Origin of the sequence: Marinococcus halotolerans DSM 16375 (assembly GCF_000420725.1) — a bacterium.
Lineage (GTDB): Bacteria > Bacillota > Bacilli > Bacillales > Marinococcaceae > Marinococcus > Marinococcus halotolerans.
Window position 1 is genome coordinate 48,364 of record NZ_ATVM01000004.1, and the last position, 16,053, is coordinate 64,416.

General features: G+C 47.4%; 17 protein-coding genes. 6 read left to right on the plus strand and 11 right to left on the minus strand.

The window, feature by feature from the left end; translation table 11 throughout:
• Positions 1-18 precede the first annotated feature (18 nt).
• The 3 genes from G548_RS0104160 to G548_RS0104170 form a co-directional block, all read right to left on the minus strand.
• Positions 19-444, minus strand: coding sequence for a DUF948 domain-containing protein (locus G548_RS0104160; RefSeq protein ID WP_022792890.1), 426 nt, complete (start codon positions 442-444; stop codon positions 19-21).
• Positions 445-531: 87 nt separating this feature from the next.
• Positions 532-1,179 (minus strand): dTMP kinase, encoded by a 648-nt coding sequence (gene tmk, locus G548_RS0104165; RefSeq protein WP_022792891.1) that lies wholly within the window; start codon positions 1,177-1,179, stop codon positions 532-534.
• A gap of 6 nt (positions 1,180-1,185) precedes the next feature.
• Positions 1,186-2,619 carry an aminotransferase class I/II-fold pyridoxal phosphate-dependent enzyme gene (locus tag G548_RS0104170; protein ID WP_022792892.1) on the minus strand — a complete coding sequence of 478 codons (1,434 nt, stop codon included), beginning with the start codon at positions 2,617-2,619 and terminating at the stop codon, positions 1,186-1,188.
• A 121-nt stretch (positions 2,620-2,740) separates the two neighbouring features.
• On the opposite strand from G548_RS0104170, the gene G548_RS0104175 reads away from it, so the two are divergent.
• The gene (locus G548_RS0104175; RefSeq protein WP_022792893.1) at positions 2,741-3,307 is read left to right on the plus strand and encodes an LOG family protein; all 567 of its coding nucleotides are present in this window, start codon (positions 2,741-2,743) and stop codon (positions 3,305-3,307) included.
• Between the two features lie 124 nt (positions 3,308-3,431).
• Positions 3,432-4,340 carry a sulfotransferase gene (locus G548_RS0104180; protein WP_022792894.1) on the plus strand — a complete coding sequence of 303 codons (909 nt, stop codon included), beginning with the start codon at positions 3,432-3,434 and terminating at the stop codon, positions 4,338-4,340.
• A gap of 22 nt (positions 4,341-4,362) precedes the next feature.
• On the opposite strand, the gene G548_RS0104185 is transcribed toward G548_RS0104180, so the two are convergent.
• Positions 4,363-4,635, minus strand: coding sequence for a DUF3219 family protein (locus G548_RS0104185; RefSeq protein ID WP_022792895.1), 273 nt, complete (start codon positions 4,633-4,635; stop codon positions 4,363-4,365).
• A 170-nt stretch (positions 4,636-4,805) separates the two neighbouring features.
• Between G548_RS0104185 and G548_RS0104195 the strand changes: the two genes are divergently transcribed.
• Positions 4,806-5,651 carry a YihY/virulence factor BrkB family protein gene (locus G548_RS0104195; RefSeq protein WP_022792896.1) on the plus strand — a complete coding sequence of 282 codons (846 nt, stop codon included), beginning with the start codon at positions 4,806-4,808 and terminating at the stop codon, positions 5,649-5,651.
• A gap of 117 nt (positions 5,652-5,768) precedes the next feature.
• Here the strand turns inward: G548_RS0104195 and G548_RS17335 are convergent, their stop codons facing one another.
• Together G548_RS17335 and G548_RS17340 are read right to left on the minus strand one after the other, a co-directional pair.
• Positions 5,769-8,036, minus strand: coding sequence for a glycosyltransferase (locus G548_RS17335; protein ID WP_022792897.1), 2,268 nt, complete (start codon positions 8,034-8,036; stop codon positions 5,769-5,771).
• A 14-nt stretch (positions 8,037-8,050) separates the two neighbouring features.
• Positions 8,051-9,109 (minus strand): glycoside hydrolase family 10 protein, encoded by a 1,059-nt coding sequence (locus tag G548_RS17340; RefSeq protein WP_022792898.1) that lies wholly within the window; start codon positions 9,107-9,109, stop codon positions 8,051-8,053.
• Positions 9,110-9,442: 333 nt separating this feature from the next.
• Here G548_RS17340 and G548_RS0104210 point away from each other — a divergent pair, with 333 nt between their 5' ends.
• A complete protein-coding gene (locus tag G548_RS0104210) occupies positions 9,443-10,207 on the plus strand; it encodes a DeoR/GlpR family DNA-binding transcription regulator (RefSeq protein WP_022792899.1) in 765 nt (254 codons plus the stop codon).
• A 45-nt stretch (positions 10,208-10,252) separates the two neighbouring features.
• Here the strand turns inward: G548_RS0104210 and G548_RS0104215 are convergent, their stop codons facing one another.
• The 3 genes from G548_RS0104215 to G548_RS0104225 all read right to left on the minus strand — a co-directional run bounded on the left by G548_RS0104215 (position 10,253) and on the right by G548_RS0104225 (position 11,741).
• Positions 10,253-11,158, minus strand: coding sequence for a Gfo/Idh/MocA family protein (locus tag G548_RS0104215; protein WP_022792900.1), 906 nt, complete (start codon positions 11,156-11,158; stop codon positions 10,253-10,255).
• Positions 11,159-11,277: 119 nt separating this feature from the next.
• Positions 11,278-11,460 carry a hypothetical protein gene (locus G548_RS0104220; protein WP_022792901.1) on the minus strand — a complete coding sequence of 61 codons (183 nt, stop codon included), beginning with the start codon at positions 11,458-11,460 and terminating at the stop codon, positions 11,278-11,280.
• Positions 11,457-11,741, minus strand: a complete 285-nt coding sequence (locus G548_RS0104225) for a YolD-like family protein (protein ID WP_169435227.1) — start codon at positions 11,739-11,741, stop codon at positions 11,457-11,459. The genes G548_RS0104220 and G548_RS0104225 overlap by 4 nt, the downstream gene beginning before the upstream one ends.
• Positions 11,742-11,926: 185 nt before the next feature.
• On the opposite strand from G548_RS0104225, the gene G548_RS17345 reads away from it, so the two are divergent.
• Both G548_RS17345 and G548_RS0104235 read left to right on the plus strand, forming a co-directional pair.
• Positions 11,927-12,571 (plus strand): DsbA family oxidoreductase, encoded by a 645-nt coding sequence (locus G548_RS17345; protein ID WP_040880646.1) that lies wholly within the window; start codon positions 11,927-11,929, stop codon positions 12,569-12,571.
• Between the two features lie 120 nt (positions 12,572-12,691).
• On the plus strand, positions 12,692-12,961 hold the full coding sequence (locus G548_RS0104235) for a hypothetical protein (RefSeq protein WP_022792903.1): 270 nt from the start codon (positions 12,692-12,694) through the stop codon (positions 12,959-12,961).
• Positions 12,962-13,094: 133 nt separating this feature from the next.
• Here the strand turns inward: G548_RS0104235 and G548_RS17350 are convergent, their stop codons facing one another.
• Both G548_RS17350 and G548_RS0104245 read right to left on the minus strand, forming a co-directional pair.
• Positions 13,095-13,895: a carotenoid biosynthesis protein gene (locus G548_RS17350; RefSeq protein ID WP_022792904.1), complete on the minus strand. Its 801-nt coding sequence runs from the start codon at positions 13,893-13,895 to the stop codon at positions 13,095-13,097.
• A gap of 130 nt (positions 13,896-14,025) precedes the next feature.
• Positions 14,026-15,996: a methyl-accepting chemotaxis protein gene (locus G548_RS0104245; RefSeq protein ID WP_022792905.1), complete on the minus strand. Its 1,971-nt coding sequence runs from the start codon at positions 15,994-15,996 to the stop codon at positions 14,026-14,028.
• Between the last annotated feature and the right edge of the window lie 57 nt (positions 15,997-16,053).

Below are 16,053 nucleotides of genomic sequence, written 5' to 3' on the forward strand. Positions count from 1 at the left end.
TCCCCTGACTGCTTTTATTTATGCTTGTTTACGATTTTTCCATTTAGCGTACAGATCGACGACCGTGTCCCCGATGTCACGTATCTGTGCCACCTGTTCATTTTCTTTTGTACGCTTTTGATTCTCATGAAGCGTTTCGGTAGCTACTGCACGTGTCGCTATATGATATTTCCCTACGGCTTCTTTGGAACCCTTCAGCGTATTCGTAAGCTCCTGGATTGTCTCCATATCCCGGTTAACGGAATCGTTAATAACCTCCAGGCGCTGGGTCAATGTTTCCGACTCATTAATCAGGCCGTCTGTTTTCTTTTGAATCCGCTCCATTGTTTCATTGATGGTCTTCATCTGGGAGGATGCTGCTTTAACAGCCTGCACAACACCGATAACTAACCAGACAAGTGCCAACACAATGATAGCGATACTTACATATAAAATAGCAATCATCTGTCCAGCTCCTTCCTTCTTGCGATATTTTCCTAAGTGCCTTTTCCCGTTTTTATTTTATTGTATGTACTTAATTTGTATTTTTCCTTAACTTTTTACATCCAAGTAGGCCTGTACCTTTTCCCTGCAGTCTTTAATTACTTCTTCAAGCGGCTTTTCGGCATCGATTTTTTTAATACGGGCCGGATGTTTCTCCGCGAGTGTCATATACGCTTCATGCACCCTTGTATGAAAGCGGGCAGCTTCATTATCCAGGCGGTTCCATTCCCTTTCTTCGGCACGCTGGATTCTTGCTATCCCTTCCTTCGGATCTACATCAAGCAACAGCGTGAGATCAGGCATGCGTCCTTCGATCGCAAATTCATTTACAGCTGCCACTTCTTCTATGCCAAGACCTCTGGCTGCCCCCTGGTAGACGAGGCTGCTGTCCACAAAACGATCGCAAAGCACAACAGCTCCTTCAGCGAGAGCCGGGAAGACCCTTTCCACCAAATGCTGTCGTCTTGCGGCAGCGTATAAAAGTGCTTCTGTGCGCGCATCCATCTCGGAATATTCCGGATCGAGCACCAGGCTCCGGATTTTTTCAGCAATTGGGATACCCCCGGGCTCCCGCGTTTTTAACACCTTGAATCCATCTTCCTGCAGCCACTTTTCAAGGGCTGTAATAACCGTAGACTTTCCCGACCCTTCTCCTCCCTCTAACGTAATGAACTTTCCTTTACTCGTGTCCTGCATATTTCTCTATCCTTTCTTCCTATGTTTCACTTTTACAAAAAAGCGGTTATCTTCTTTCCTGCCTCCCTGCAGACGTCCCCCGTTCTGCAGAAGGCCCCGGGCATAGCGAATTCTTCCGGCGTCCACACATTCTCCTTCAAGCCAGAGAGGGACCCCCGGAGGATAGGGCACCAGCGGCGCTGCTGCAGTTCTTCCCTCTGCGCTTTCAAGCAGGATCCACTCTTCACCGCCGGGCTCTTCTTCCCCGGTGCCTTCGGATAGCCGGGGAAACAATTCAGACATGGAAACGGCCGGGGCCCTGTCCCCGTCCCGGGGCTCAAGCCCTGCCCATACTCTCTTCACTGCCTCTAAGGGGATGTCGATGTGTTCACTGGTCAGGGGCAGAGTCCAAAGTACGTAGTTGCTGCCCGCAAGCTCTGAATAGATGTTTTCCTGTTCGAGAGCCTTTTGCACCTCCCATCCTGTATACCCTTCAGGCACCGGCACCATCCATTTTAACGGGTCCGCGGATATATGCTGCGGCGGCTGTACCAGCCTGCTGCCAATAACTGCTTCAAGCTGCTGCTTTTGGGCGCAGAGCTGTTCGGCGCTCCATCCCTTATGCTGTATTGTATGTACGTAATGACGGGCTGCATCAAGCGAAGCGAGCAGCAGATATGAAGGGCTGCTCGACTGCAGCATCTGCAGATAATAGGATAGACGTTCACGGGAAACCCGGGGGCCGGACACATGCAAATACGCACTCATTGTGAGAGCCGGCAGCATTTTATGAGCGGACTGGACGACTACATCCGCCCCCTGGGCGATCGCCTCTTTTGGAAGCTGCGGGCTTGCTGCAAAGTGGGCTCCGTGAGCTTCATCCACCAGTAATACTCCTTCTCGACTATGTACAAACTCTGCAAGGGAGGCAATATCACTGCTCCATCCTTCATACGACGGAGAGGTGATGATCACCCCTTTTAGTGATGGGTAACGGGCCCACGCATCCACCAGTATTTCCCGGGAAATACCGATTGAAAGCTGTGTCGTTTCGTCTATTTCCGGCCGTGCAAATACAGGCCGGACACCGGCAAGCTTTACCGCATTCATCACTGACTTGTGAGCGTCACGCTGTACAAGCACCTGATCTCCTGGAGAAAAGGCGGCCATTACCATCGCCAGGTTCCCTGCTGTAGAGCCGTTAATTAAAAACCACGTTTTCTCGGCCCCAAACACTTCTGCCGCTAAATGTTCGGCTTCTGCAATCCCTTCTTCAGGCTCATGAAGATCGTCGAGGCCGGTGATTTCTGTCAGGTCGTAAGGAAATATTTTTTCCCATTCCGTTAGCGACGCTGGAAAAACGGTGCCGTTTTTGTGCCCGGGCACGTGAAAGGATACCGGCCGGCTGGTTATATGCTGTTGCACCATGCGGACAATAGGCTGGTCCTGTTGGGAAGCCATGTCATTCACGCCCCCTTTTCAACTGTCTTATTTATCTTAACATGAAAATTTGGCTGTTCTTTCTCTTTTTTTACTCGTGCTATACTATTCAATGATTGAGATATTAAAGGAGAGATGCCTGATGAAAAGCATTGCTGTATTTTGCGGCTCCCGCCTCGGAAGCGACCCCGTATATAAAGATTCAGCAGCAGCTCTTGGCAGAGAGATAGCCTCCTCTGACCGCACACTGGTCTACGGCGGATCCAATGTAGGGACCATGGGCCGCCTCGCAGATGCTGCGCTCGAAGCTGGCGGCGAAGTTATAGGAGTTATACCGGATAAACTCGTTGAAAGAGAGATTGCCCATCCTTCCCTGAGTAAGCTTTATAAAGTATCTACGATGCACGAACGAAAAGCCAAAATGGCTGAACTGGCCGATGGCTTCATAGCGCTGCCGGGCGGCCCTGGAACCCTTGAAGAGTTTTTTGAAATGTTTACGTGGGCCCAGATCGGTGTGCACCAAAAGCCGTGCGCACTTTTAAATATCCACCATTATTATGACCACCTGCTGCAATTTTTCAATCATATGGAGCAGGAGCAGTTTCTCCCTGCCGACCACCGCGATAAAATTATCGTTTCTGACTCCCCGAAAGAGCTTCTTCGGCAGCTCAGCGAAAACCCCGAGCTCGAAAAGAAGTCATACGAGTAACAGGCGTAAAGTTGTGCCTGTACTCTTTTTTTATTCATTATTACTTCAGCCGGATAAACGCTTTGCGGAGCTTCTTATTTTTCGTTATGATAATAATAATTAAACAAACTATGCGGAGGAACCTATGCGAAAAAAAGTGTTTATACATATCGGTTTTCATAAGACAGCGACTACGTTTTTACAGCAGAATGTGTATCCCAAACTAAAACAGGAAATCAAATACATACGAAAAAAGCGCATCGATCAGGAGCTGTATGATTTACGGCTGAAACGGCTGAGCGATGAAAACATTCATACCATCCGCACGAACATTGAAGCGTTTATGGAGCCGGAGAAGCCGGTGCTTATTTCCTATGAAGGCCTCTCCGGCAGTCCATTTTCCCAAAAAAAATCAAAAAACAATCTAAAAGTACTTGAAGACCTCCGCCGCACCTTTCCCGAAGATACGTATGATACCCATATTATTGTCGGGGTACGGGATCAGATTGACCTGCTGACCTCCCTTTACGTTCAATATCTCCATCAGGGAGGATACAAGAGCGCTAAAGCTTTGTTTAAGGACTGGGAGGACCACGGTATTCTGGACCATTATCACTATTACCGCTATCTTCAAAAAATAAAAGAGCTTTTCGGGCCGGATAACTATTACCTGCTGCAGTACGAAAACTTTCGCAATGATGAATACGGCCAGATTCTGCAGCTGCTTCAGTATATGGGCATCGACCGTGTGCCAAAATACAACCGCTCAAAGCTAAACCGCAGCTACGGAGTCATGCAGGCGGTAATCGCCCGTAAGTTGAATTATTTTGTTAAAACACCGCTGAATCCAAACGGTAAAATCCCCGTCGTTGATATGCCGAAGATCGGCCCTGTGTCTCCGCGGCGCCTGCTTCAGAATAACGCGAGCTTTGCCCTTCATTATAAAAGGTACTCGCTCCCTGTGAATCTTCAAAAGGTACTGCAGCTGAAATACCAGAAGGATAATGAAAAGCTTGCCGAAGCCTACCACATTAAAGATTATTCCAAAAGCTAACCGAAGAGCCGCGGCTCTTCGGTTATTTTTCAATCAGTGCGAGCGTATAGCGGCTCGCGCTCCCAGGTTCATAAAGATTCACCATATCCGTGGAATACTGAAGAATTTCAGCCTGAAATGGCTCTGATTCCCCCGCCTGCACCTTAAAGTCATTTTCGTACAATAATACCGTTACCTCATGATACTCCTCATGCGTAACCTGAAACGTAAATTCGACGATCCGTTTTCCTTCTTCTGTGCGCCCGTCTCTTACCAATGCCTCTTCCTGAAACGCATGGGTATTAATATAAATCATTTATTTTCCTCCTTTTGTTCTCCGCTTTATTCTGCCCTATAAACCCTCCTGTTACAATAATTACGTCCATTCCTACGTCCGGCAGTTTAAGCCTGGCCTCCTGGTGGTACGGTAAGAGAAGGCTTTGTACAAGCTCGTATCGCTAAGTTGTAAAGAGAGGGGTAAGACATATGAACACTATCAAATCCTATGCCAAAGAGCTCATGGGAGAATTTAAAAAGGACGATGTGCCGTTACTGGCCGCCGCCCAATCCTACTATTACCTGCTTTCCATTTTTCCAATGATGATTTTAATACTTACTATTCTTCCCTTTCTGAATATTGATTCACAGGCCGTTGTCACGCTTGTGCAGAATACCGCCCCGAGCGGCATGACTTCAGTGCTCGAGGAAAATATTCTAAGCATCGTTGAAACACCGCGGGGCGGACTTTTCACCATCGGCCTGATCGGTGCATTATGGTCGGCTTCCAATGGGATCAACGCCTTTATTAACGCCTCGAACACTGCATACGATATCGAAGAAACGCGCTCCTTCATTAAAGTCCGGGGTATTTCCATTGCGCTGACGCTCGGCATGATTATTGCACTTGCTGCCGCCCTTATTCTTCCTATATTCGGCAACCTGATCATTGGTTTTATCAACTCTGTCGTCAGCCTCCCACCGCAGACCGAGCTGCTGTTTCAAATTCTCCGGTGGGTCGTCGCCCTGACCATAATGTCTGCTGTGCTTCTCGTACTGTATCGTTTTGCACCGAATAAAACATTAAAATGGAAGGAAATTCTGCCCGGCGCTGTCACAGCCGCGGTGCTGTGGCAGCTGATATCTCTCGCTTTTTCCTTTTATGTCAGCAACTTCGGCAACTATTCTGCCACCTACGGAAGCCTTGGTGGTATTATTATTCTGATGCTTTGGTTCTTTTTGACCGGTATGATTTTAATGATCGGCGCTGAACTGAACGTTATTTATCACCGCCGGCGCGGAAAGTCCTCCACCACCTCCACGGAAGAAACGTAAGCCGGCCTGCCTCAGGGCAATCCGTTTTTCCTGCAAAAGCTTATCACTTTATATTCGGGTCAAAATAACAATAAAAGGAAGGTTCCCTATCGCAGGAACCTTCCTTTTTTGCATGGCTCAGCTGATGCCTGAGGACCGGCTGCTGATACTTTCCTGTAAAAACTGCATCCCAACCCACGTTTTACGGCCACGCTGCTGGATCCACTGGGTGCGGGCGTAATTATCCGGAAAGTGCTCCTCTCTCCCGGAAATATAGACAATATCTCCCGGCTGAATACTTTTAACGTTTTTTACCTGCACCCGGCAGCCGCTCATGCTGTAATCCTTGACTACCGCTTCATAAATAACGTTATTCACTTTTACAGTTGCAGACATATTCACCTGTTCCCGGACAGCCATTCGTTTTGCCTGAGCCGGCTGTTTTTCCGTCCCCCTGAAAAACTTCAGAAAGGCCCTCCCGAGTGAAGAACGTTCGTAAATACGTTTCGTATAAATATCCGTCATTTCCAAAAACATAATTTGAATTAAACTGCGGTACTGTTTCAGAGTCACATCTTGGAATTTACCTCCAGCAGCAGCCACCAATTCTGCCTGACCTCCGACCCACAGCTTATGCACGTGGAGACCGTTAATCGGGCCGGCGCTTAGGATAAAGTGTTCTTCCTGGGAAAGCCAGGACTTTGCTTCCGGGTGTGCTACTTCAAAACGAACCCCGGTTTCACTCAGATCCAGCACTTTGCACGGAAGCGTTCTCCCCCCGGCTGATACGGTGCCTTCGAGATCCACCTTGTGCCGTTCAGCTCCGCGAAAACGCGGACGCTCCACTGAAACCATTAATGCCAGGACAAGAGCTACAGCGTTATAAAGGATCCAGAAAATATTAATGTACAGTACGTCTTCGTTTTGAAAAAGCGTTAGAGAGGTAGTGAAATGAAGCACTACTCTAGCCAGGGCAATAAAGGTGAGCGCAAGCAGTACCAGATACGGAATACTGACTCTCCATAGAAACTGGCGGCGGGCATTTTGGATGCCCTTGGCTGTGACATTAAACTTGATGTTTTTCCGCAAAAACGCTTCCGTAATTACCGAGACTGCCATATACGGAGCCATTGCTACTTCATAAACATGGCTCCAGAGCACCGTCCGTTTTTGGTCAGACATCAACCGGAAGGCGAGCTGCGATGAAAGAAAGGCCGGCAGCCAGTAAAGCACAAGCGTTTCAAAGTCTGCGTTCAGGCTGTAGATGGAAAAAATTAAAAACAACAGCGGCGCCAGCAGGAAAATCATTTTATAAACGCCGAAGAACCAGTAGTTGATGCCATCCATATACAGCAGCCGCTGCATAAAGGAAAGGCCTTTGATTTTCATCGGATTCCATTTCCGCATAACTTGAATATTGCCGCGGCACCAGCGGTCCCTCTGCTTTAAAAGATCGGCATATGTTTCCGGGGCAAGTCCGACAGCTAACGTTTCGTTCACAAACACCGTCTTTTGATCCCCGGTTTGAAGCAGCATGCCAGTCGCCATATCTTCAGTAATCACCCCAGTGGCAAACCCGCCGATATCCTCGAGCGATTTCCTGCGAAACAGGGCGTTGCTGCCTACGTACATGGTAGCGTTAAAGCGGTCTTTTCCTTCTTCCAGCCGGCGCATGAAAAAATCCTGCTCGTTGGTAATGTTATCTTCAAAAAACAGATTGTACTGAAAAGGATCCGCGTTATAAAACACCTGCGGCGCCTGGACGAACGACACTTTTTCGTCTGTGAACTGCCCGAGGGTGCGCTCGAGGAACTCGGCTTTTGGCACCATATCAGCATCCATCGTCACAACGATTTCCCCGTCGGTTTTCGTTAACGCGTCATTCAAATTGCCCGCTTTGGCGTGCTCGTTGCCGGGACGGGAAATGTAATCTACACCTAAGCTTTCTGCAAGGCGGCGCACAGACTCTCTTTTCCCATCATCGCAGACGTATACCTTCAACAAGTCTTCAGGATAGCGCATCATCGTGCATGCAGTCATGGTCCGCTTTAGAAGGTCTTCAGGTTCATTATATGTGGCGATAAATACATCGACTGTGGGTAGGCTTTCCAGCTCTGAGAGCGGAATATGTTTTCGTTTAAACGGTCTCCAGGATAAAATCGTAAACATAATTGCCTGGAAATAGCCCATTACTTCTGTGGCCAGTAACAGAATGCCCGCGATAAAGCTGATAATGCCAATGGTAGGGATCGTTTCGGCCGCTCTCCAAAAAAGATAAACGGCATTGACGATAAGAAAAAGAGAGAGCAGTATATGCCGGGACCAGGTCCATTTTTTTGCTGAAAAATAAAGCAGCATTAGTACAATTATCTCTGCTGCCAGGATGTACCAGAATGTGTCGTTCATGTCCTGCCCCCCTTTTACGGTATAGGATTAAAAATAAATGTTCGTTTCATACGGTCATATGCAGGTTTCTCTTCCCAGCTGCTGTCAAACAGCAGCGGCTCTCCGTTTTCTGACTCCTGTTCGGTGACCCAGCTTTCTGCATCACCGATGCCCCAGACGGTAAGGCCGCTGCAGGAGGACTCCACCATACAGACACTCGTCACATCTGCATAAATATCTGCCTGGGTATTTAGACGTTCCTGTCGGGGAGCATCCAGATTCTGCAGTTTTACATCCATTTCAGTTACAGCTGTCTCAAAACCAGCCTCCCCCCAGCGCTTAAGGTTTTCCTGCATTTTTTCTTTGGAAAACCTTGGATCAGCAGCATCAATGTGAGTCTGCATGCCAATACCGTCAATCGGCACCCCCTCGTTTTTCCAGCTGCTTAAGGCTTCAAACATAGCATCTGTTTTTTCATTTTTCATTTCATTGCCGTAGTCATTGTAGTAAAGCTTTGCTTCCGGAGCCGCTTCCCGTGCCCATTCGAAGGCCAGAGGAATATACTCTGGTCCAATATACTCAAACCATATTGTTTCTCTGTAGCTTCCGTCATCGTTCCAGGCTTCATTAACGACGTCCCATTCCTGTACACGCCCGCTGTAGTGCCCTGCCATTGTCTGCACATGATCCTTCAGTACTGCTTTAGCGCTTTGCTCATCTACTACCTCTTCATGCACCCACCCGGGCAGTGCTTCTCCCCACACAAGCGGATGACCGCGGACCTTCATATTATTTTGTTCCGCAGTCTGTACAATTTCATCTGCTTTTTGAAAGCTGTAATTTCCCGGTTCAGGCTGCACAGCCTCCATCTTCATCTCATTTTCTACAGTAAGGCTGCTGAATTCTTCAACGAGCAGATCTTTATATTGTTCATTATCTGCAAGCGGGTCCCAGCGCACCGAAGTACCTATATAATGTCCGGAAGCCTCCGCGTTTGTCCCAAGTGAAGCGTTTGATTTCATTACAAACCATCCTCCTGCCCCTGCCATAAGTAAGATCAGAAGCCCGGCTGTTACAAAAATGATCTTCTTCAAAACAGCATTTTCTCCTTTTGTGCATCACCTTTATAAAGGATTTCTTTTTAACTTTTATTTCCAATTAACTATGTATTTTTACTTAATGATACCATTATTTTGGTGCACTAAGAAGCTTTAGCCCACACTTTTCCATTTATAATTTCATTCTGTTTCTATAGCTTTAAATTAAAAAGGACACAAATTAGGCTTAACTATGAAGCTTTTATGTATAAAAACTCTTTGTTTTTAAAGATTTTTGCGTAAAAACCTGTATTCCTACCTGATTTATGCTTATAGTGTAACTAGTAAAATCAAGACTCAAAACCGCAGCTGTGATAAGGAGGACCATGTATGCTCGCTTTTGAACGAAGAGAAAAAATTCTATCCACTCTCTACAGTGATAAAAAAGTATTCGTCGCTCCCCTGGCTTCAACGTTTAACGTCACTGAGGAAACGATTCGCCGTGACCTTGAAAAGCTTGAACGTGAAGGGGTTGTTACCCGTAATTACGGCGGAGCCACGCTCAATGAACGAACGAGCGAAGACCTTCCCTACCAGACGAGAAATACGATCAATTTAGAAGAAAAAAGAATCATTGCCCAGTTTTTGCCACCGCTCATCAAGGACGGCTCTTCCATTATGGCTGACACGAGCTCCACGGTGTATGAAGCATTGCAGGTGCTTCAGCAGTCCAAGGATCATCTCACCATTATTACAAACAGCGTCTCTATTCTTCAGGACTTTGCATTTTCATCCTTTGACGTGTTTTCTACCGGGGGCAGCCTTCGGAAAAACTCGCGATCTCTCGTGGGACCCTCAGCCATCCGTTCAGTACAGCAGTACAACGTAGATGCAGCTGTCGTCAGCTGTAAGGGCATTTCCATGACGCAGGGCATTATGGATACAAATGAGCCGGAAGCTGATTTAAAGCAGTACATGCAGAATCAGGCCCGCCGGGTTATTCTGCTTGTCGACCATACAAAGTTCGGGGCTGTTTCTCTGGTCAAAACATTTCCCTTTGAACAGGTGGACTGCCTGCTGACCAACAAAAAACCAGCGGAGGAGTGGCTCGATTTTTTCGGGCAGCACGAGATCGATGTTATTTTTCCTTCATAATAAAGCTCTGTCTTTCTGCAGCTGCAGGGAAGACAGAGCTTTTATTCACGGACTCGTAAGGTGCCGGACAACATCTTCGGCCATTTGATGAGTTTCCCAGGCCTGTTCATACATGTATTCCGAAATAATGTCCTGTTCCACAAAGGCCAGAAAGGTTGTAATAATAGTTTCAAACCCGCGTTTTTTCAGCGTGGATTCCCAGTCGTTTTCTCCCTGGTGCCACACGTCTTTATCTTTATGCACGCTTACATCCCGGACATTGCTTACCGTTAAGGTCTGCTCCTGGTTCATCACGTCTACACGTTCCAGGGAGGTGCCAGCTTCGCGGTTCATAATACCAAGCGCTGTCACATTGGGTGACTCAAGCTGCAGCGTCACATGGTGCAAAAGATCATATTCCCCTTTACCGCTCACCGTCATGTTTTCAATTGTTTCCGGGAACAAATACAAAATTGTATCAATCACATGAATAAAGTCATCAAACACAAACGTGCGGGCGTCCGCTGCCTGATGACCCCGATGCTTTTGAACAATAATCATATTCGTGTCCTCTGCTTCCATCAGTTTTTGATAGGAAGGTGCATGCCGGCGGTTAAAGCCGGTCATCAGCAGCAGCCGCTTCTCCTTGGCTTTAGTAAGCAGCCGCTGGGCAGATTCGGCGTGGTACGTAATCGGCTTGTCCACGTACACGTGAATGCCCATGTCGAGCAGCGCATCTATAATAGGCTCATGCGCTACGGTGGCGGTATGAACAAATGCTGCTTTCATACCACAGCTCAGCCATTCGTCCATCTGCTGATACGTGTGAGGTATCGTATACGTATCAGCAATTTCTTTTAACGTATCCGGATTTCTTGTGTACACGTGCAGTTCTACATCCTTTAAATTACTTAAAATGGGGAGATACGCTTTTTTAGCAATGTCCCCGATGCCAATCATTCCTATTTTCATGGTGTCCCCTCCCGGGCCTGAGTTCATCAAGATAACGGTTACAAAGCCCACATAGTGGTTTTGAATACCTTCTTCCCTCAGAATACCATAAATTGTTTCTTCACCGTTTTTTCACCAGGTTATTTATAGTAATTTTCTTTCTGTTCTGCTATTTTCTGTACTTCAGCACGAATTTGCTGATACGCAAGCCGGCCGCCAAGACAGAGCAGATCGTCCTCTTTACTGTAGGGCGTGCGTCTGGTCAAATGATTAATCTGTTCCTCCAGATAAGCGGAGAGCACAGCGAGTTCTTCCTTTTTCACCACTCTTCACTCCCTTTTTGTACGGAAAGAATCCGGTCAAAGGAAATATTATAATAATTGCCCTCCTCGTCCTTCCAGTGAATAAGCCGCTTCATATGATCAATATACGTACATGTCCCTGTTGTATCTACATCATTTTCTTCGTTTTTCCAGCGCAGCTTCAATTCATGCTTTTCTGCCCAGGCTTTACGAAGAAGCCGTTCCTTCTGTTTCCAGTCCTCCGTTTCTTTTTCCCATTCCGCCGCTATCATGCGGGCCATTGTTTTTTGTTCTTCATTCATCAGCATCACGTCCCCTTCAAAGAGAAGTATATTACTTCCATTATACAAGAACGTACGTTCGAGAAAAGGATATTTTTTACTGATTTTTTTCTGAACAGAAAAAAACGCTCTCTGTAAGCATTTCTGTAGGCAGAAAAAAATTTTTTCTTCATACTGTACATAGCGTATTTTAAAGGAGGAAAAACATGCAGGTAGATATTTGGTTTGATGTAATGTGCCCGTTTTGCTATTTAGGAAAACGTCGCTTTGAGACCGCTTTGGAAAACATGACGTTCAAGCACCAGGTGCAGGTGATCTATCACAGCTTTCAGCTGAATCCGGAAATGCCAAAAAATCCGGCCTCGGACATTCATACCTTTCTCTCTGAACAAAAAGGCATGGACCGGGAGCAGGTGCTGTCGTTTCACCGGCAGCTCACCGAGCAGGCACGGGATATCGGTTTGGAATACAACATGGACGAAGCAGTGCCGGCTAATTCCTTTGACGCCCACCGGCTGCTGCAGTTCGCCACAGAACGCGGCAAAAACAACCGCATGACTGAGCGCCTCTTGCGTGCATATTTTACCGAATCCAAAAACATTGCAGATATCGACACCCTCGTCGGACTCGCGGGAGATGTCGGCCTTGTGGAGGATGAAACGAGGGAGCTGCTTGAGCTGGATGCCTACACACCGAGTGTGCAAAAAGATTTACAGGAAGCTTCCTATATAGGAATTGACGGCGTCCCTTTTTATGTATTCGACGAAACGTACACCCTCTCCGGCGCTCAGCCAGCAGAAACATTTGAACAGGCGCTCCAGCAGGTGTGGGATGAAAAGCAGCAGGCATAACAGGAGAAGCTCTTCCTTTCCGGGAGGGCTTTTCGCATAAAGATAGGTCGAAAGTAAAGCTTCATGCGCCTGTTCAAAGGGAAATCTATTTCCATAATTGTAAAATAGGAGGCCTGCGCCATGCTTGCTCTTAAAGTGAATCGCGCATTTCATAAATTAAACAAACACGCAGCCCCAGCTGCCGAAACGGCTCTGAGAAGAAACGAATCGATCGTGGTGCATTTAACCAGCACCCAGGAGCGGAAAGTACAGGACTCTCTTTATTTTCTTGAAGAGGAACAATTAATTTACTGCGCCAGGTGCGAAGAAGAAACCAGCACCGATCCCCGAATAAACACCATACTCGAGCTTATCCCTCTTCCAAGGCTGTTCAACGTTTTGGATGCATAAAAAAAGTCTCCCCGGGGGTACGGGGAGACGCATAGAGGGGTTCCCTGTCCAGTGAGATGAACCTGGGGGGATCAACACCTCCTATGTTAAGCCCTCAATGTAACGCTTGTATGAAGAAGCTGTTAATGTTTTGTTATTTTCTTTCAGCAGGCTGCTTTCTTCCCAGAAGCACCGCAGAACAAAAAATCATAATACCAATTCCAATCGTCCCGGCAAGCCAAAGGGCATTTAACAGCGCAAGCAGGGTAAACATAAAGGTAAGCAGCATATATAAAGCAGCGGTGCGCGGCTGCCAATAAGCCGACGCCTCAAACAGTCTTCCCTGAAAACGAAGAACTAAATACATAATCGTATGCAGAAGAAAGCCAATAATAAACCAGCCCTGGAAATTCGAAAACGGAATATCATAGTACCAGCCGCCCTCATTCCATATCCAGTACCCCTGCACCAGATAGTTCACAGGGTCGAGCACAAAATCAATTCCTGTGACCAAAATCGCCCCAAGCAGTACATAAAGAACAAATGACCCCCATCCGCGCAGGCGTGGAAACATGCCCAGAACATACAGCATTAACGCGTGTGAACCCGACACGATGGCGACCCAGGCTGCCCCGATCGTCAGCGGTACCCCGAGAATCATCGCCCCGAAATCAGAAGCGTATTCATAGCTCCCGAAAAAGAGATTCAGCTGTACACCGATCCCTTCAAGAAACATCGAAAGCAGAAAGATAACGGCAGTCAGTCCGCCCCCGGTTTTTCCTCCGTACGACCGGACCAGAAAAAAAGCTCCAATTACTCCGGTTAAATAAAGAAAAACAGCGTTTGCCCATTCGAGCCATACCGGGAGCAAATCGAACGTCAGCAGCACGAGACCGCATATGTACCAAAAGATAAAAAAACGAAATAATCCTATGTCGAACGGTAATTTTCTCATGGGCCCTCCTGAAGTTGCAGACTATTGATGGATGCCTCCTTCTATTTCCCGGGTAATACTTGTTTTAATTATATTTTGTAAAAAAAACAGAAAACCCCGGAGGATTTTCTGTTTACCATCAATATTTTCTCTAAATTTTAAAGTAGCTGACTTCCTGCTGAAGGTCCTCTGCCATGGAAGCGAGCGTTTCGGCCGCAGAGGAGATTTCCTGCATCGAGGCCAGCTGCTCCTGCGTGGACGCCGCCACCTCTTCAGACGAAGCTGCGTTTTCCTGCGCGATTGAAGAGATATCAGAAGCCGAATGTGAAATGCGTTCGACGCTTTTCGCCATGCTTCGGATTGTTCCGGTCACTTCTTCGATTTTTGGAGCCATATGCTCCATGCTGTCAAGAATATGCTGAAACTGTTTAGAGGTGTCCTCGGATACGGTCAGCCCCTGCTCCGCATTTTTAGACACGCCTTCCATTTGAATCACAGACTGCTCTGCATCATTTTGAATGCTTTTAATCAGCGTACCAATCTGCTCTGCCGAATTAGAGGACTGCTCTGCAAGCTTTCGGACCTCTTCTGCTACAACGGCAAAGCCCTTCCCCTGTTCGCCGGCTCTTGCTGCTTCAATAGCTGCATTTAAAGCAAGCAGGTTAGTCTGACTCGCAATGCCGGTAATAACCTCAAGAATGCCGCCGATTTCTTTGGAGCGGTCCGACAAAGCCTGAATCACCTGATTGGAGGCAGTAACAGATTGATGAATATCCTGCATCTGGGAGAGGTTGCTTTCTACATATCTGCTGCCTTCCCGGGCTCTCTCTGCTGTCTCAGCTGACAGCTGAAGCACATTGTCTGTGCGTTCTTCAATTTTTTTCACTCCGCCGGTCACTTCTTCAAGCGCGGCGCTGTTATGTTCAATTTTTTCCGTCTGTCTTTCTGCCCCACTTGCCACCTGTTCGGTAGCGACAGCTACTTCACTTGTCGCCTGCGAGGTCTGCTCCGAGCTTGCTTTCAGCTGCTCTGACGATGAACTCATATGCTCCACAGACGCAGAAACTTTGGTGAGAATACCCCGCAGAGATTCCACCATATGGTTAAAGCTTGCAGCAAGAGCTCCGATTTCATCGTTGCTGTTTATTTCCACCTGCCCGGTCAGGTCGCCGCCGCTGATTTTCTCAGCGGAAACCCGCAGACGCTGGATTGGTTTTAAAATATTTTTTACGATAAAGTAAACAAACAAAAGGCCTCCGAGGAGCGCGGCGGCAATGACGAACCCGGTTCTCCACAGAATCGGCGCCGCCGCCTCCTGAAACTCGCTCGTATACATCGTGCCGCCGACCGTCCATCCGGTCGCTTCATTCTGTATAAATTCCATTTCCTTTTCTTCCCCGTCCAGCGTGTACGAAAAATGGCCCTCGCCCTGGCCGTCTATTTGGCTGTAGACGTTTTCTTCCATTGGTTCTCCCGCTTCTGCGTTTGGATTCACCATATAATTGCCCTGGGTATCCGCCATTACAACGTATCCTTCGTCTCCAATGGCCGCTCCCGCTGCCAGGGACTCAAGGGAGGATAAATCGTAGTCAATGGCCATTACCCCCGAGCCGTCATCCAGCTGCTGGGTAATCGTTACAATCTGGGCTTTTGTTGCTGCGTCTACATAAACGTCGGTAAGTACCGGCTCGCCTCCGGCATCGACTGCTTCCTGAAACCACGGGCGTTCGGTTGGATCATAATCCACCGGCAGCTCCCCCTGATCCGAGGTAAACAGCGTTTTTCCTTCATTCGATCCCGTATAGATGGAAATAACCTTGCCATGCGTTTGAATATAGTCATTGAAGGTGTCGAGCATCCGTTCTTCGGCTTCAGTGTCCGTAAATGATTCTTCCGTAACAAGACTCGCGTAATGGCCGATATCAGCAATTCTTGCGTTCATTTCTTCTTCTACCTGTTGGTTAATCAGACCAACGCTTTCCCCGGCATTGCTGTTCATCTGGCTTCTGACTTCGTTTTTTGCAGACGTGTAGGAGCTGAAGCCGATAATAATACTTGGCACCAGCAGTACGAGCAGAAACGAGATGTATAATTTTTTTCGCAGCGTTAATGATTGCAGCATAGGCGTCCCCTTTTCTAAATAAATTTTTCTATGTAGTATCCCCTCTACTATTTTATA

What these genes read in the sequence shown, in the direction of transcription:
- G548_RS0104185 (WP_022792895.1), bottom strand. Translation starts at nt 4,635, where the DNA reads ATGATTTATATTAATACCCATGCGTTTCAGGAAGAGGCATTGGTAAGA.
- G548_RS0104180 (WP_022792894.1), top strand. Translation starts at nt 3,432, where the DNA reads ATGCGAAAAAAAGTGTTTATACATATCGGTTTTCATAAGACAGCGACT.
- G548_RS0104175 (WP_022792893.1), top strand. Translation starts at nt 2,741, where the DNA reads ATGAAAAGCATTGCTGTATTTTGCGGCTCCCGCCTCGGAAGCGACCCC.
- G548_RS0104235 (WP_022792903.1), top strand. Translation starts at nt 12,692, where the DNA reads ATGCTTGCTCTTAAAGTGAATCGCGCATTTCATAAATTAAACAAACAC.
- G548_RS0104195 (WP_022792896.1), top strand. Translation starts at nt 4,806, where the DNA reads ATGAACACTATCAAATCCTATGCCAAAGAGCTCATGGGAGAATTTAAA.
- G548_RS0104225 (WP_169435227.1), bottom strand. Translation starts at nt 11,741, where the DNA reads ATGAATGAAGAACAAAAAACAATGGCCCGCATGATAGCGGCGGAATGG.
- G548_RS0104245 (WP_022792905.1), bottom strand. Translation starts at nt 15,996, where the DNA reads ATGCTGCAATCATTAACGCTGCGAAAAAAATTATACATCTCGTTTCTG.
- G548_RS0104160 (WP_022792890.1), bottom strand. Translation starts at nt 444, where the DNA reads ATGATTGCTATTTTATATGTAAGTATCGCTATCATTGTGTTGGCACTT.
- G548_RS0104170 (WP_022792892.1), bottom strand. Translation starts at nt 2,619, where the DNA reads ATGGCTTCCCAACAGGACCAGCCTATTGTCCGCATGGTGCAACAGCAT.
- G548_RS17345 (WP_040880646.1), top strand. Translation starts at nt 11,927, where the DNA reads ATGCAGGTAGATATTTGGTTTGATGTAATGTGCCCGTTTTGCTATTTA.
- G548_RS17335 (WP_022792897.1), bottom strand. Translation starts at nt 8,036, where the DNA reads ATGAACGACACATTCTGGTACATCCTGGCAGCAGAGATAATTGTACTA.
- G548_RS0104210 (WP_022792899.1), top strand. Translation starts at nt 9,443, where the DNA reads ATGCTCGCTTTTGAACGAAGAGAAAAAATTCTATCCACTCTCTACAGT.
- G548_RS0104215 (WP_022792900.1), bottom strand. Translation starts at nt 11,158, where the DNA reads ATGAAAATAGGAATGATTGGCATCGGGGACATTGCTAAAAAAGCGTAT.
- tmk (WP_022792891.1), bottom strand. Translation starts at nt 1,179, where the DNA reads ATGCAGGACACGAGTAAAGGAAAGTTCATTACGTTAGAGGGAGGAGAA.
- G548_RS17350 (WP_022792904.1), bottom strand. Translation starts at nt 13,895, where the DNA reads ATGAGAAAATTACCGTTCGACATAGGATTATTTCGTTTTTTTATCTTT.